Genomic DNA, 13,294 nt, shown 5'->3' with positions numbered 1-13,294 from the left:
TCAGCTCCCCGTCGAGCGCACGAGCGCGGCCGCGGTGCGCAGCAGGATGCAGATGTCCTGCCACAGCGACCAGTTGTCGATGTAGGCGTTGTCGAAGCGGGCCCGGTCCTCGATGGAGGTGTCGCCGCGCAGCCCGTGGATCTGGGCGAGTCCGGTGATGCCGGTCTGCATCCGGTGGCGGGCCGCGTAGCCCGGGTAGGTCTGGCTGAACTGGCCGACGAAGTACGGCCGTTCGGGCCGCGGCCCGACCAGGCTCATGTCGCCCCACAGCACGTTCCACAGCTGGAGCAGCTCGTCCAGGGACGTCTGGCGCAGGAAGCGGCAGAACGGGCTCATCTCGCGTTCGCCCGCCACGCTCCAGCGCGTCGCGGCCTCGTGCGCGTCGACCGGGCGGTGGGTGCGCAGCTTCAGCAGGGTGAAGGGGCGCCCGTTCCGGCCGATGCGCTCCTGCCGGAAGACCACGCCGGGCCCGTCGGTGAGGCGCAGTACCGCCGCGCACACCAGGAGCAGCGGACTGACCAGGACGAGTGCCGCCCCGGAGACGACGATGTCGAGGATCCGCTTGCCGACGCTGCCGCGCCGCCGCGAGCCCATCTCCAGCCGGCGGCAGGAGAACCCGGCGAGCTGGTCGCGCATCTCGTACGCCGGCGAGTCCGCGTCGACCTCCCAGACCACGCAGCCCGACTCGGCCAGCGCCCGCAGCAGCGGGCCCTGTTCGGTGCGGACGGCGGGGTGGACGGTGAGGACGGCCCGGACCCCATTCTGGATGAGGGCCCGCTCGACCTCCTCGCCGGTGGTCAGCACGGGCAGCCCTTCGGGGCCTTCGGGATGCTCGGCGACGACACCGACCGGCCGTACGCCGAAGTCCGGGTGGCGCAGCACGGCGGCGGCGACCCGCTGGGCGGTGGCGGCGGGGCCGATGACCAGGGCGGCGCGCGGATGGCGGAGCAGGGCGATGCGGCGGCGCCAGTGCACCAGGCCGCGGCCGGCGCAGGCCGCCGCCGCGTGCAGGGCGCAGCCCAGCAGCAGGGTGCGGGCGGGCAGCGCGCGGTCCGGGTCCCAGGCGGCGAGGGCGGCGGCGAGGCCCAGCCAGACGACGGCGATCCGGCCGCAGACCGCCGGGAGTTCGTCCAGGATCCCCGCCACCCGCCCGGTGGGCTGCGGGCGCAGCAGTATCGCCCCGGACATCAGCAGGCCGACCAGGGCGGGCCGGTGTACGGCCTCGTCGAGGGCGATCGCGCCGAGCAGCGCGGCGCACAGGTCGGCGGCCAGCAGCGGCACCGGGGAGGCGGGCCGCGCGGGCGGCCGCCGCGGCGGGAACCGGAAGCCGCCGGCGGTCCGGGCCGGAAGGACCGACACGGGCGAGTGTCCGTGGTCCCGTGGCTGCGGGCCGGGGGAGGGGACGGTGCTTTCCGCGGTCACGAGTGGATGGACTCCCTGCACTCAAAGGACATGAGCGGCCGTCCGCCGAGGAGTTCGCGGTACAGCTCCGCGACCGCCTCCGCCGTGCGCCGCACATCGTGCGTGGACTGGACGTGCCGGCGCCCCCGGTCGCCGAGCGACGCGCGCAGCTCCGGGTCGAGCAGCAGCCCGGCGACGGCACCGGCAAGCGCGCCCGGCCGTCCCGGCGGCACCAGGCAGTGCGCGGCCTGCCCGGGCGGCAGGCTCTCGCGGGCGCCGTCGACATCGGTGACCAGCACCGGCCGCCCGCAGGCCATCGCCTCCAGCGGGGCCAGCGCCATGCCCTCCCAGCGGGAGGGCAGCACCACCAGGTCGGCGGCCCGGTACCAGGGGCGGACGTCGTCGACGGCGCCGGCGAACTCGACCGAGGCGGGGGCGATCCGGCGCAGCGCCTCGCCGTCCGGTCCGTCGCCGACCAGCGCAAGCCGGGCGCCCGGAACCTGGCGCAGCACCTCGGGCCAGGCTCGCAGCAGCACGTCCTGGCCCTTCTGCCGGCACAGGCGGCCGACGCAGACGACCAGGGGAGCCCGGGACTCGGTTCGGCCCGGGGTGAAGTACTCGGTGTCGATGCCGTTGGGGACGACGGCGTACCGGGCGCGAATCCCGGCGTGCACGCCGGTCGTGCGTTCCGCCTCGCTGACACACACCACCCGGTGCGCCCAGCGCGCCCCCCATCGCTCCCACGTCAGCGCCAGCGCGGCGGTGACTCCGCCGACCGCCTCGAAGGACCAGGCGTGCGGCTGGAAGAGGGTCGGGACGCGTCCGCGCACGGCCAGGCGTCCGGCGAGGCCCGCCTTGGCGCTGTGCGCGTGCACCAGATCGGGGCGCACCTCGCCGAGCAGGTGGGTGAGCCGTCGTACCTCGTCCCGGAGACCGGCGCCCGGGGACCGGTCGGCGCGCCACCCGCGCACCTCGGCGCCCAGTTCCCGCGCGCGCTCGGCCAGTTCACCACCGGGGCACGCCACCGTGACCCGCAGACCGGCCGTGAGCTGGGCCTTCGTCAGATCCAGGACCACCCGGGCCACCCCGCCCCCGACCGGTTGCGCCAGGTGGAGGACCCGTGGCCGAGGGTCGGTTGCTGATCGGTGCATACGCGGATTCCTCGCTCACGGGGGGCGCTCGGGACTGCGGGCCGGGACGCAGCGCACTACTGCACGTCCACAGCGGCGAAGAGCGCGCCCGCCCACGCCGCGTCGCGCTGGGAAACGAGCCGGAAGGTCAGCTGGTCACCGCCCTGCGCGAGAGCGGTACCGAGATCGAACACATCCGAGTCGTAGCCGAGCGTGTTGTCGTACGCGGGCTCACGCCGGGCGCGTACCGGGCCGGGGTCATTGATCGTGGAGTTGAGTACGTCGTCGGCCGGGTCGGCGGAGTCTGCGAGCGGGACGGAGCCGCAGCCGGCAGTGGTGTAGGTGAGCGAGTCGCCGGTGCCGCCCCGGTCGCCGTTGTAGGCCACCAGGCCCACCCGGCCGTGGGCGCCACGCGGGATACGTAGCCCGTTCAGCCGTACCTCGGCCGCTCCGTCGAGGGAGTCGAAGCCGTCCCAGAGGGCGAGCGTGCGCAGCGGTTCCGCCGGGTTCTCGTACGCCACCACCAGCGTCCAGCCGCCCCAGGCACCGGACCCGGACCGCCCCATGGCCGCGTTCAGCTGGCCGACGGTCCACAGCCCTGGGCCGCTCGACCTGACCAGGTCGGTGATCTCCGCCGAGGCCTGGAAGGCGTCCGCGCCGCCCGCCGCCCGGTGGCCCACCACCGTGTCGGCGAGCAACTCCTTGTACTGGCCGCCGGGTTCGGCGATCAGCACCCGCGCGTTGTCCCCGGCCGGCTTCTGCTCGCCGGCCAGCAGGTTGCCGCCCCAGTACAGCCGCGCGTACGTCACCCGGGAGCCCTCCGGCAGCCGGAGCTCGGCGCGGGAGGAGTTGTAGGTGTGGGGGTCGTCGTCGACATCGACGTAGGACATGTCGAAGTTCCCGTTCGCCGCCGGGACCCGGCCCTCTCGCGCGGCCGGGCAGGGCGGCTCGGACGGGTCGTCGGCCCTCGCACGGCAGCTGACGGACGCGTTGGCCGCGCGGGCGAAGCCGCCTCGCTGCACCACGTGGTAGCGCTCGGCGAAGGGGATGCGCGGGGCCTCGGGCGACGGCGGGGCGGTCGGAGCGGCCGCCCGGGCGGTGCCCGGTGCCCAGATCGCGGCGAGGGTGAGCGCGCTCACCGACGCACGGCGCAGCGGTGGGCCCAGGGGATTGCGCATGACCGACTTCGCCCTTTCGGGAAAGGAGGGGAGGCGGGAAGAGTGCGATGTGATGTCAATACGGGTAGGTCAGGAGGTCCGCAACTCTAGTCGCTATCCGTACTAATAGGGTGAAACGGGGCAAGTGTGTCGGAATAGTGAAGGAGAGCTTCCGGGAGATCACTCCTTTGGCGGCACAACCCGAGCCGGTGTCGCGCGTTGACACGGCGCTGGGCATCCGCCCGGATGTTTGTCTCGACCCCAAGGAGCACCTCTCCATGTCGCGTATCGCGAAGGGCCTGGTCCTGTCCACCGCCGCCGTCGCGGCCGTCGCCGGCGGCGCCGGTGTGGCCGCCGCCGACAGCGGCGCGAACGGCGCCGCTGCCCAGTCCCCGGGCGTGCTGTCTGGCAATGTGATCCAGGTTCCGATCCACGTGCCGATCAACGTCTGCGGCAACACCGTCGACGTGATCGGCGCGCTGAACCCCGCGTTCGGCAACACCTGCCTCAACGACTGACGCCTCGGCTTTTCCCTTCGGCCGGCCGTCCGCCCGTGCACCCCGCGGACGGACGGCCGGTTCGTACGTCCACGTACGGTTCCACGCGGTCCCTCGAACGGCCTGAGCCACGGCGGAAGTTGCGAGGCGGCCTTGACGGTGCCTCATCAGGCGCAATGCCGGCGCCACGGAAAGCGATCGGTGACAGCGGGCGAGCGAGCGGTTGCAGGCCGGCACGGGTGATTTCACGGTGGGCAGCAGGTCCGATGCACATCGAAAGGAACACCCATGCGTGCTCTGCCCGCACGGCGTCTCGCGTCCACCGCGCTCTGCGCCCTTCTTCTGGCCGGGGTCACCGGCCCGGCGGCCGTCGCCGCCGACCCGGCCCATGAGCACACCCACGCGACCTCCCAGGCGCCCGTCCCCGGGGCCGACGCGCTGCTCGCCCAGGTCAAGTCGCTGGGGGACCTCGGGACCGTGCTCAAGCCGGTCACCGACCTGCTCAACACCGTCCTCGGTGCGGACAACGGCCAGCTGACCGCCGATCAGGCGACCCAGCTCGGCGACGCCGTGAAGGCGGCCATCGCCCAGATCACGGCCGCGGCCCCGACATCCGCTGCCTCCCCCGCGGCGGCGAAGCCGGCGACCCCGGCTGCCCCCCCGACGACGGCCGCGCCCTCCGCCCCGCCCGCGACCCCGACCGCCCCCGCGACCCCGGCCCGGCCGTCGGCGTCGGGCCTGCCGTCGGCGTCAGCGGTGCCGAGTGCCCCCGCCGTGCCGGCCGCGTTCGCGGTGCCGGCCCCCGACCAGGGCAAGGGCCTCGGTGGCGCCCCTTCCGCCAAGGGCCTGACCAGCGACGCGCTGACCGCCCTGCAGACCGCGGTCGACAACCTCCTCAAGGCCGCCACCTCCGGTGACGTCAGCCAGGTGCTGCCGGCCGCCACCGCCGTGGTGACCGGCCTGGTCAACCTGGTCGCCGCGATCCTGCTCGGCACCGGCCTGCCCGCGCCCAAGCTGCCGGGCCTGCCGGGTCCGGCCGCCGTGCCCGGCCTGCCGGCCTCCACGCCGCTCCCGCTGCCCCCGGCCTGACCGACCGGAACGTCCTCCCGTTCCTTTCGGGGATCTCATATGTCTTCTGAGCGCGGGGTTTCCGGCCCGCCGGGGCGTCGTTAGGCACGGCGTCAGCATTTCCCCTGGTGGCTTCCGTTGCGTGGCTCGCGCCGCCGAAAGTCGCCGAAGAAAGGAACACGATGAAGTCTCTGAAGGCTGCCGCTGTCGTTGCCGGTTCCGTGGCCCTCGCCGGCTTCGCCGCGCCCGCGTTCGCCTACAACAACGCCGACCTCACGCCAACCAGCCTCAACGGTGCCGTGAACACGCTCACCAAGGGTCCCCTCACCCTGGACCAGGCGATGCCCCTGAAGCACCAGTCGGACGCTCTCGACACCGAGAACAAGAAGTCCGTGCTCCACAAGGTCAAGCGTGCGACCGGTGCCGTCAACCAGCACGCCCCGCTGCTCGGCGGTCTGCCGCTGCAGGGCTGAGGCCGGGCGGGAACGGTTCGGGGGGCGCCGCTACGGCGTCCCCCGTTCGTGTGGCCGCGCGGCCGGCTGTCCGCCGGCCGGGTGAGCGGGCACCCGGCCTCCCCGCGGCCCGTCGATAAGGTCACGCGGTGACCTCAACCCCGAGCGAAACCCGCCCCTTTTGGCTCGCCGACCTCGGCACGGTCGCCGAGGGCGGCGCGGAGGCCACCTCGGCCGCCGTCGAGGCGCTGCCGGGGAACATCGGTCTGCCGATCGGCGGCGACCTCGTCGACCGTGCCGCCCGGCCCGGCCTGCCCGTCACCCTGCTGGCCCCGCTCAAAGCCCAGTACCCCGCGCCCGAGGAAACCCTCACGGCCGCCGCGCAGATCGTGCTGCCCGCCCGCAGCCTGCGCGGCTGATGCCGGGGACCGCGGTCGCCGGGCGGGGGTTCGCGCTGCTCACGGTGGTCGCGGGGGCGGCCGGGCTGCTGGCCTCCTGGGTCATCACCCTCGACAAGTTCAAGCTGCTGGAGAACCCGCACTTCGTCCCGGGGTGCAGCCTGAACCCGGTGGTGTCCTGCGGCAGCGTGATGAAGAGCGACCGGGCCGCGGCCTTCGGGTTCCCCAACCCGATGCTGGGCCTGGTGGCCTACGGCATCGTGATCTGCGTCGGCATGAGCCTGCTGGCCGGCGCCCGCTTCCCCGCCTGGTACTGGCTGACCTTCGACGCGGGGTGCCTCTTCGGCGTCGGCTTCGTGTCCTGGCTGCAGTTCGAGTCGCTGTACCGGATCAACGCGCTGTGCCTGTGGTGCTGCCTGGCCTGGGTCGCCACCATTCTCCTGTTCTGGTACGTCACCTCCTTCGCCGTACGCCGCCGATTCCTGCCCGCGCCCACCTGGCTGCGGGAATTCCTGGGGGAATTCACCTGGGTGATCCCGCTGCTGCACATCGGTGTCGTCGGCATGCTGATCCTGACCCGCTGGTGGGACTTCTGGACGAGCTGATGAGTGAACAGCCGACTAATGCTGCACCCGGGCGAAATGTGAACTGATGCCGTTTTCCGGCTCGTTACCCGGTACGGATGTCGCTCCTCCCGCCTCCTGAAAGGGCCCGTACCCGACATGAAGCCGACCACCCGAGGAACCCTTGCCGCCGTCGTCACGGGCGTCGCGGTCGCCGTGGGCGCCGCCGCCACGCCCGCCGCCGCGACCGGGACGATTCCCATCCCCGTTCCGCTGGACGGCCTCGAGAAGTCCCTCAACATGGAGGTGCCCAAGCTCGGCATGGAGATGCCGCTGATCATCCCCGGCGCGCCCGAAGGGCCGCGCTACACCGAGGGCCGGCTCCTCCCGGACCGGACGCTGCCGCAGGTGCCGATCAACGGCGGGCTGCCGGGCGTCGGCCTCAGGGCGCCGCTGCCGCACGTCCTCGGCGAGGGCTTCGACCACGTCGGCATCGACGCCCCCGCCTCCGGCCTGCGCACCCTCACCCCCGGACTGGCGCTGGTCGCCCCGCTCACCCGGCCCGACCCGAAGCACTACGGCCTGCCGAACACGCAGATGCCCGCGGCCGGCGTCCTCGCCCCGGCCCTGCAGACGGTCGTCGGCGGCGACCTGGGTGCCGGCCCCGGCCTGTGACCCGCCGGTGAGGCAAGGCCCTGTCGGCCGCTGCCCAGGCCTCCGGCCGTGCGTCGGATGGCGTTGGGTGAGTGCGGGCGTGTCCGCCGCTCCCGGGTTCCGGTCGTGCGGTCGGATGGCGGTTGGGTGAGTGCGGTCTTGCCGGTCGCTTTCCGGGTTCCGGTCGTGCGCTGGATGGCGGCGCGTGAGGTGCGGCCGTGTCCGCCGCTCCCGGGTTCCGGTCGTGCGTCGGATGGCGTTGGGTGAGTGCGGTCTTGCCGGTCGCTTTCCGGGTTCCGGTCGTGTGTCGGATGGCGGCGCGTGAGGTGCGGCCGTGTCCGCCGCTCCCGGGTTCCGGTCGTGTGTCGGATGGCGGCGCGTGAGGTGCGGCCGTGTCCGCCGCTCCCGGGTTCCGGTCGTGTGTCGGATGGCGGCGCGTGAGGTGCGGCCGTGTCCGCCGCTCCCGGGTTCCGGTCGTGCGTCGGACGGCGTTGGGTGAGTGCGGTCTTGCCGGTCGCTTTCCGGGTTCCGGTCGCGCGTCGGATGGTGGCGCGTGAGGTGCGGCCGTGTCCGCCGCTCCCGGGTTCCGGTCGTGCGCCGGATGGCGTGGGGTGAGTGCGGTCTTGCCGGTCGCTTTCCGGTGCCGGCCCTGCGCCGGATGGCGGCGCGGTGGTGACCGGGCGGCCCCTCGGACGGTTACCGGTACCGACAGCGATCGGTGAACCGTACGAGGAGTGGGCATGGTCGTCGGAGTCGGTGGTGTGGCGCTGGGCGCGGAGCCGGGGGCCGGGCAGCCGGGCAGAGCCGGGACGGGCAGACCGACGCGGCGCGAGGTGACGCGGGGGCTGCTGGCCGCCGCGGCCGCCCTGGCGCTCGCCCCGGTCGTCGCCGCCTCCCGCCCGGTGCCCCCGGCGGACGGACCGGCGGGCAGCTCCTTCGACGAGACCTACCGGGGCCGCCGTATCCACGGTGTGCCGGTCGCGGGGCAGTCCGTCGGCCAGGGCGAGTGGCAGGTCACCGTGGACGGCCGGCCGCTGCATCTGATGCGGCGGGCCGACGGCACCTGGTTGAGCATGGTCGACCACTACAGCTCGTACCCGACCCCGCTGGAGGCGGCCCGGGCGGCCGTCGACCAGATCGGGCCCGGGCAGCGGCTGCGCGACCTGGCCCCGGGGCCGATGGGTGGGGGACACATGCACATGGGGGGAGACCATGGCGTACATGCGTAAGGACGTCGGCAGGCTGACGGCCACCGAGCGCAGACGGCTCGTCAACGCGTTCCTGGAGGTCAAACGGCGGGGCGAGTACGACGAGTTCGTGCGGATGCACATCCAGCACTACACCGCCGACGGCGAGCGGGGGCTGCGCACCGCCCACATGGCCCCCTCCTTCCTGCCCTGGCACCGCCGCTTCCTGCTGGAACTGGAGCGCGCCCTGCGCCGGGTCGACTCCTCGGTGACCGTGCCTTACTGGAACTGGACCAGGGACCGTACGACGTCCTCCGTGCCGTGGACGCGCGACCTGCTCGGCGGGAACGGCCGGCCCCGGGACCGGCAGGTGATGACCGGCCCGTTCGCCTATGCGGCCGGGCACTGGACCATCAAGGTGGGCATCACCGACGGCGAGTTCCTCGCCCGGGACCTGGGCCAGGCCCGCGACCCGATCGCCCTGCCCACCAGGGCCCAGCTCGCCCAGGCGCTGGACGACCCGGTGTACGACGTCGCCCCCTGGGACTCGACCGTCAGCCGGGGCTTCCGCAACAAGCTGGAAGGCTGGGGGTCCGGCAGCGGCAGCGTGTCCTGGCGCAACCACAACCGGGTGCACCGCTGGGTCGGCGGGGCGATGCTCGGCGGCGCCTCCGTCAACGACCCCGTGTTCTGGTTCCACCATGCCTTCGTCGACCTGCAGTGGGAGCGCTGGAAGGCCCGGCACCGCGGGCAGCGCTATCTGCCGGCCCGGCCGCCCGGCGCCGGCGACCCGCAGCACCGACGGGTCGTCGCCCGCGGCGAGAGGCTGCCGCCGTGGGACGTCACCCCCGAGTCACTGGAGGACCTGAGCCGGATCTACCGGTACGCCTGAGACGCCCCGGACACGGGAAGAGCCCCGGCGCCCAGGGCGCCGGGGCTCTTCCGCGGGCGGTGGCTCAGTTGCCGTAGCCGCCGTTCTTGTTGTCGCCGGTCTTGAGGTGGCCTTCGTTGGCGCAGGTGTTGCCGAAGGCCGGGTTCAGCAGACCGATCACGTCGACGGTGTTGCCACAGACGTTGACCGGGATGTTGACCGGCACCTGGATGACGTTCCCGGACACTACGCCGGGGGAGCCGACCGCCTCACCCTGGGCGCCCGCGTCGGCCAGAGCCAGGCCGGCTCCGCCGATCACCACAGCGCCGGTGCCAAGGGCTACGACGGCGGCCTTCGCGATGCGAGACATCACGTTCTCCTTCTTGTTGCTCGGGGAGTGCGGCGGCAGGACCAGCCGCCGCACTCCCCGTTCAACGCCCCGACCTGCGGCTGGTCACGCCGATCAGCGGACGATCACTCCAAGGGCCCGAGTCAGGGCAGTCGCCGGATTGGGGAACCCGCCAGGAAGGCCCGGATGTTCTCCACCGCCTGGCCGTAGTACGTCGTGTAGTTGGCGTAGGAGACATAGCCGAGGTGCGGGGTGGCCAGGAGCCGGGGTGCGGTGCGCAGGGGGTGGTCGGCGGGGAGCGGCTCGATGTCGAAGACGTCGACGCCGGCGCCCGCGATCCGGCCCTCCTGCAGCGCGGCGAGCAGGGCGTCCTGGTCGACGATGGCCGCGCGGGAGGTGTTGACGAGGTAGGCGGTGGGCTTGAGGAGGGCGAGTTCGGCGGGGCCGAGCAGGCCGCGGGTACGGTCGCCGAGCGCCAGGTGGACCGACACGAAGTCGCTCCCGGCCAGCAGTTCCTCCTTGGTGGGCGCGAGGTCGACCCCGACCTCCTCGGCGCGCTCCTTGGTGAGGTTCTGGCTCCAGGCACTCACCCGCATCCCGAAGGCGAGCCCGACCTGGGCGACCCTGGCGCCGATCTTCCCCAGCCCGAGCAGCCCGAGCCGCCGCCCGTACAGATCGGCACCGACGGTGGACTGCCAGGGCCCGTTCGTACGCAACGCGGTGCTCTCCTCGACCAGCCCCCGGGCCAGCCCCAGCAGCAGCGTCCAGGTCAGCTCGACGGGAGGGGCCGAGGAGGACGCCGTACCGCACACCGTGACCCCGTTGGCCTCGGCGGCCGCGTAGTCGATGACGCTGTTGCGCATCCCGGAGGCGATCAGCAGCCGCAGCCGGGGGAGCCGGTCGAGGAGGGAGGCGGGGAAGGCGACGCGTTCGCGCAGGGTCACGACGATGTCGAAGTCGGCGAGGGCGGTGGCGAGTTCGTCCACATCGCCGAAATGCTCACGGAAGGAGACGGTCTCGACCTCGTCGGACAGGGACGACCAGTCCCCGAACTCCCCCGCAGTCCCCTGGAAGTCGTCGAGCACAGCACACCGAAGACGCATTGCCTCACCGTACCGGCCCTCGTCAGCGCCTCCGAAGGGGGCGCGGGGGCGGACGCGTTGCTGCACGGCATCGGCCGTCGTCAGCGGTCCCGTAGGGGCGCGGGGCCGTGCCGATGTGCGGCTACCGCCAGTGGGGGACCGGACCAGACGCACCCGCGGCTGCCCACCGGACCCGGCCGGCACCGCGCGGCCCGCAGCGCGCGGCGCGTGCCGGGCCGGTGGTCAGACTCCTGCCAGCGTCGACCGGTACCACCGTTCCGCGCGGCGGAAGCAGCTCGCGAAGCCCACGGCCGGCGGCTCGCCGAGGTCGGACCAGAGTGCGTCCGCCTCGAAGAAGTGGTCGGTCGTCAGGATGTCGAGCGTGGCCGGCGGCACGCCCTTCGCCGCGAGGATCGCCTTGGCCCCCTCGACGGTGAGATTGTCGTGCGGCCAGGCGATCCCGGCGCACTCGGCGACCGCCCGCAACGCACTGTCCACGGTGACCGGCAGCGGATGCGCCGCGTGATACACCGGCGAGCTCAGTGCCGCGTCCGGCGCGAGCGCCGTGGCCACCAGCAGCCGGGCCAGGTCCGGTGCGGTGATCACCGACGCCCGGGCCGGCCAGCCTGCCACCACACCCGGCAGGGCGCGCAACAGCCGGGCCAGGTTGGGGCCGACCCACAGGTCCCCTTCGCCGAAGACCAGATGGGGACGGAGCACCACACCGCCGGCGGCGAGGACCGCGTCCTCCGCCGCCGCGCGGGTGCGGGAGGTGACGGAGCCCGGATTGCGGGTGAGTTCCTCGGGCCGGGAGCCGCGGAACGTGCCGCGGCCGTAGACGGAGGCGGTGCTGAGCTGGACGATCCGGCGTACCCCCGCGCGCCGGGCCTCGGCGACCAGCGCCGCCGTACCACGCGCGTTGACGGCCTCGTTGGCCTCCGCGCTGCCGCCGATCTGCGAGGCGCAGTGCAGCAGTACGTCGACCCCGTCGCAGACCCCGCGCAGCGAGCCGGGGTCGGTCAGGTCGGCGCAGACGGTCCGTACTCCGGAGCAGGCCCGGGGCAGGGACCTGCGGTGGGTCATGAGCCTGAGGTCGGCGCGCCGGAGCCGCGCCTCGTGTGTCACATGCGCCCCGACGAACCCGGACGCGCCGGTGATGAGGATGGTGGGCACTGGGCACTCTCCCGGAAGGAGGTCGGGATCAGCGGACGCGTGGCCGCAGGACGAGTTCGGCGGTGAAGACCGTCTCCTGCCGCTGGCTGCCGCACACCCGTACCAGCAGATCGCCGGCACTGCCGTACGGTTCCGGGTCGGCCGTGATCCAGCAGGGCGCGTCGAGTTCGGCGTACCGTACGAACTCGCTGCGCAGGCCGAGCAGGAGGGCGCCGGGCACTCCGGCGCGGGCGTGCGCGGCCTGCCGGGCGGCCTCCAGGAGGAACATGCCGGGTATGTGGTCGACGGGGTGGTCGAAGTAGGTCGGGTGCGCGGTGTCGACCCGCAGTTCCCATCGGCCGCGGGTGCCCGGCGCGGGCTCGCCGAGGACGACGTGCCGGGCGCTGGTGTGGCCCACGGCGGCCGGGTCGAGGGCCGGCGGCGGGGTGTGGCCGGTGGTGGTGGGCCGCTCCCCGCGCATCCGCCGGTACACGGCGGGGCTCATGCAGCGGAACGCGGCCGTGGCGGTGGCCCGGGCGCCGTTCTCGCGCAGCACGGTGACGTCGTAGCGCATCTCCCGCAGCCGGCCCGCGCCGCGGACGACGTCCCGGCACACCGTGTGCATCTCGACGTCGGTGGGGACCGCGTCCGCGACGAGCAGCTCCGGCTCTGTGGTCACGGACATGTCAGACATGAGGAACTGGTAGCCGAACGGGACGTCGAACTCGGCGTGTGCGAGCAGGGATCCGATCTGGCGGACGGACTCGATCAGCAGCATCGGGTCCTGGTAGCCCTCGTCGGGGGCGAACAGCGCGTGGCAGCGCGGCCACTGGGCCCGGACGGAGAAGCCGTCGAGTTCGGTCTGTTCCCAGCCGGTGAGCAGAACTTCGGAGACGGCCGCGCGGTGGACGTACTCCCGCGGCACTGTGGTGGTCAGTCCGGGCAGCAGGGGCTTCGCTCTGGGAGCCCGGTCGGTGATCTGCGGCATGTGCAGCGCTCCTGTCGGTGTGACGGAAGGGGGCAACAAGCCGTACGCCGGCTGTCACCCCCCGTGGCCGACGTTCTACCCACAAGATACAGACAGGTCGGTCCGGTTCTGCAAGAGGCGAGCCAATTTCTTGGCTCAGTCGGGATGTTCGCCGGTTCGCCGGTCGATGGGTCGTGACTGATTTGCCGGGTTTACTCAGGTAAAACATATAGGTCGGTATGGTTTGGCGTGCAGGCATAGTCCTTGGTCAAGTCTTTCCTTGAGGTTCCTGTGCGGAGCCTGACCTGCCACTTATCCGGTAATCCAATGAAATCGCAGCTCACCATCGCGTCGGCGGGCCTGGGG

At 73.1% G+C, this 13,294-nt stretch carries 15 protein-coding genes; 8 read left to right on the top strand and 7 right to left on the bottom strand.

The features are described from left to right. From ABTY98_RS11480 to ABTY98_RS11470, 3 genes are read right to left on the bottom strand one after another with little or no spacing between them, the layout of a single operon-like run. Positions 1-1,422, bottom strand: a complete 1,422-nt coding sequence (locus tag ABTY98_RS11480) for an exopolysaccharide biosynthesis polyprenyl glycosylphosphotransferase (RefSeq protein WP_352220659.1) — start codon at positions 1,420-1,422, stop codon at positions 1-3. After that, entirely contained in the window at positions 1,419-2,552 is a 1,134-nt protein-coding gene (locus ABTY98_RS11475; RefSeq protein WP_352220658.1) for a glycosyltransferase, read from the bottom strand. Before ABTY98_RS11475 ends, ABTY98_RS11480 begins: the two co-directional genes overlap by 4 nt. 56 nt (positions 2,553-2,608) lie before the next feature. After that, positions 2,609-3,709, bottom strand: coding sequence for a DUF3344 domain-containing protein (locus tag ABTY98_RS11470; RefSeq protein WP_352220657.1), 1,101 nt, complete (start codon positions 3,707-3,709; stop codon positions 2,609-2,611). 257 nt (positions 3,710-3,966) lie between these two features. Between ABTY98_RS11470 and ABTY98_RS11465 the strand changes: the two genes are divergently transcribed. The 8 genes from ABTY98_RS11465 to ABTY98_RS11430 all read left to right on the top strand — a co-directional run bounded on the left by ABTY98_RS11465 (position 3,967) and on the right by ABTY98_RS11430 (position 9,399). After that, positions 3,967-4,206: a chaplin gene (locus ABTY98_RS11465; protein WP_352220656.1), complete on the top strand. Its 240-nt coding sequence runs from the start codon at positions 3,967-3,969 to the stop codon at positions 4,204-4,206. 267 nt (positions 4,207-4,473) lie between these two features. Then, positions 4,474-5,274, top strand: coding sequence for a hypothetical protein (locus ABTY98_RS11460; RefSeq protein WP_352220655.1), 801 nt, complete (start codon positions 4,474-4,476; stop codon positions 5,272-5,274). A gap of 161 nt (positions 5,275-5,435) precedes the next feature. After that, entirely contained in the window at positions 5,436-5,726 is a 291-nt protein-coding gene (locus ABTY98_RS11455; protein ID WP_352220654.1) for a hypothetical protein, read from the top strand. Between the two features lie 128 nt (positions 5,727-5,854). Continuing rightward, positions 5,855-6,124: a DUF5949 family protein gene (locus tag ABTY98_RS11450; RefSeq protein ID WP_352220653.1), complete on the top strand. Its 270-nt coding sequence runs from the start codon at positions 5,855-5,857 to the stop codon at positions 6,122-6,124. Then, positions 6,124-6,708: a vitamin K epoxide reductase family protein gene (locus tag ABTY98_RS11445; protein ID WP_352220652.1), complete on the top strand. Its 585-nt coding sequence runs from the start codon at positions 6,124-6,126 to the stop codon at positions 6,706-6,708. The genes ABTY98_RS11450 and ABTY98_RS11445 overlap by 1 nt, the downstream gene beginning before the upstream one ends. A 117-nt stretch (positions 6,709-6,825) precedes the next feature. Beyond that, on the top strand, positions 6,826-7,341 hold the full coding sequence (locus tag ABTY98_RS11440; RefSeq protein ID WP_352220651.1) for a hypothetical protein: 516 nt from the start codon (positions 6,826-6,828) through the stop codon (positions 7,339-7,341). 719 nt (positions 7,342-8,060) lie between these two features. Then, positions 8,061-8,549, top strand: coding sequence for a tyrosinase cofactor (locus ABTY98_RS11435; protein ID WP_352220650.1), 489 nt, complete (start codon positions 8,061-8,063; stop codon positions 8,547-8,549). After that, positions 8,533-9,399, top strand: coding sequence for a tyrosinase family protein (locus ABTY98_RS11430; RefSeq protein ID WP_352220649.1), 867 nt, complete (start codon positions 8,533-8,535; stop codon positions 9,397-9,399). The genes ABTY98_RS11435 and ABTY98_RS11430 overlap by 17 nt, the downstream gene beginning before the upstream one ends. Before the next feature lie 64 nt (positions 9,400-9,463). Here ABTY98_RS11430 and ABTY98_RS11425 read toward each other — a convergent pair whose 3' ends face one another. The 4 genes from ABTY98_RS11425 to ABTY98_RS11410 form a co-directional block, all read right to left on the bottom strand. Continuing rightward, positions 9,464-9,748: a chaplin gene (locus ABTY98_RS11425; RefSeq protein ID WP_352220648.1), complete on the bottom strand. Its 285-nt coding sequence runs from the start codon at positions 9,746-9,748 to the stop codon at positions 9,464-9,466. 122 nt (positions 9,749-9,870) lie between these two features. Continuing rightward, positions 9,871-10,830, bottom strand: a complete 960-nt coding sequence (locus ABTY98_RS11420; RefSeq protein WP_352220647.1) for a D-2-hydroxyacid dehydrogenase family protein — start codon at positions 10,828-10,830, stop codon at positions 9,871-9,873. Positions 10,831-11,052: 222 nt separating this feature from the next. Next, entirely contained in the window at positions 11,053-11,982 is a 930-nt protein-coding gene (locus tag ABTY98_RS11415; protein ID WP_352220646.1) for an NAD-dependent epimerase/dehydratase family protein, read from the bottom strand. 28 nt (positions 11,983-12,010) lie between these two features. Continuing rightward, complete coding sequence (locus ABTY98_RS11410) at positions 12,011-12,949, bottom strand: ScbA/BarX family gamma-butyrolactone biosynthesis protein (protein ID WP_352220645.1); 939 nt, start codon at positions 12,947-12,949, stop codon at positions 12,011-12,013. Positions 12,950-13,294 lie beyond the last annotated feature (345 nt).

This window comes from Streptomyces sp. NPDC096040, from assembly GCF_040303265.1.
In the GTDB taxonomy this organism is placed as follows: Bacteria; Actinomycetota; Actinomycetes; order Streptomycetales; family Streptomycetaceae; genus Streptomyces.
This window is presented reverse-complemented; position numbering and strand designations above follow the sequence as displayed.

Excerpts from the sequence above, each read along its gene's own strand:
- ABTY98_RS11475 (WP_352220658.1), bottom strand. The coding sequence starts at position 2,552 with ATGCACCGATCAGCAACCGACCCTCGGCCACGGGTCCTCCACCTGGCG.
- ABTY98_RS11470 (WP_352220657.1), bottom strand. The coding sequence starts at position 3,709 with ATGCGCAATCCCCTGGGCCCACCGCTGCGCCGTGCGTCGGTGAGCGCG.
- ABTY98_RS11465 (WP_352220656.1), top strand. The coding sequence starts at position 3,967 with ATGTCGCGTATCGCGAAGGGCCTGGTCCTGTCCACCGCCGCCGTCGCG.
- ABTY98_RS11460 (WP_352220655.1), top strand. The coding sequence starts at position 4,474 with ATGCGTGCTCTGCCCGCACGGCGTCTCGCGTCCACCGCGCTCTGCGCC.
- ABTY98_RS11455 (WP_352220654.1), top strand. The coding sequence starts at position 5,436 with ATGAAGTCTCTGAAGGCTGCCGCTGTCGTTGCCGGTTCCGTGGCCCTC.
- ABTY98_RS11445 (WP_352220652.1), top strand. The coding sequence starts at position 6,124 with ATGCCGGGGACCGCGGTCGCCGGGCGGGGGTTCGCGCTGCTCACGGTG.
- ABTY98_RS11440 (WP_352220651.1), top strand. The coding sequence starts at position 6,826 with ATGAAGCCGACCACCCGAGGAACCCTTGCCGCCGTCGTCACGGGCGTC.
- ABTY98_RS11435 (WP_352220650.1), top strand. The coding sequence starts at position 8,061 with ATGGTCGTCGGAGTCGGTGGTGTGGCGCTGGGCGCGGAGCCGGGGGCC.
- ABTY98_RS11430 (WP_352220649.1), top strand. The coding sequence starts at position 8,533 with ATGGCGTACATGCGTAAGGACGTCGGCAGGCTGACGGCCACCGAGCGC.
- ABTY98_RS11425 (WP_352220648.1), bottom strand. The coding sequence starts at position 9,748 with ATGTCTCGCATCGCGAAGGCCGCCGTCGTAGCCCTTGGCACCGGCGCT.
- ABTY98_RS11420 (WP_352220647.1), bottom strand. The coding sequence starts at position 10,830 with ATGCGTCTTCGGTGTGCTGTGCTCGACGACTTCCAGGGGACTGCGGGG.
- ABTY98_RS11410 (WP_352220645.1), bottom strand. The coding sequence starts at position 12,949 with ATGCCGCAGATCACCGACCGGGCTCCCAGAGCGAAGCCCCTGCTGCCC.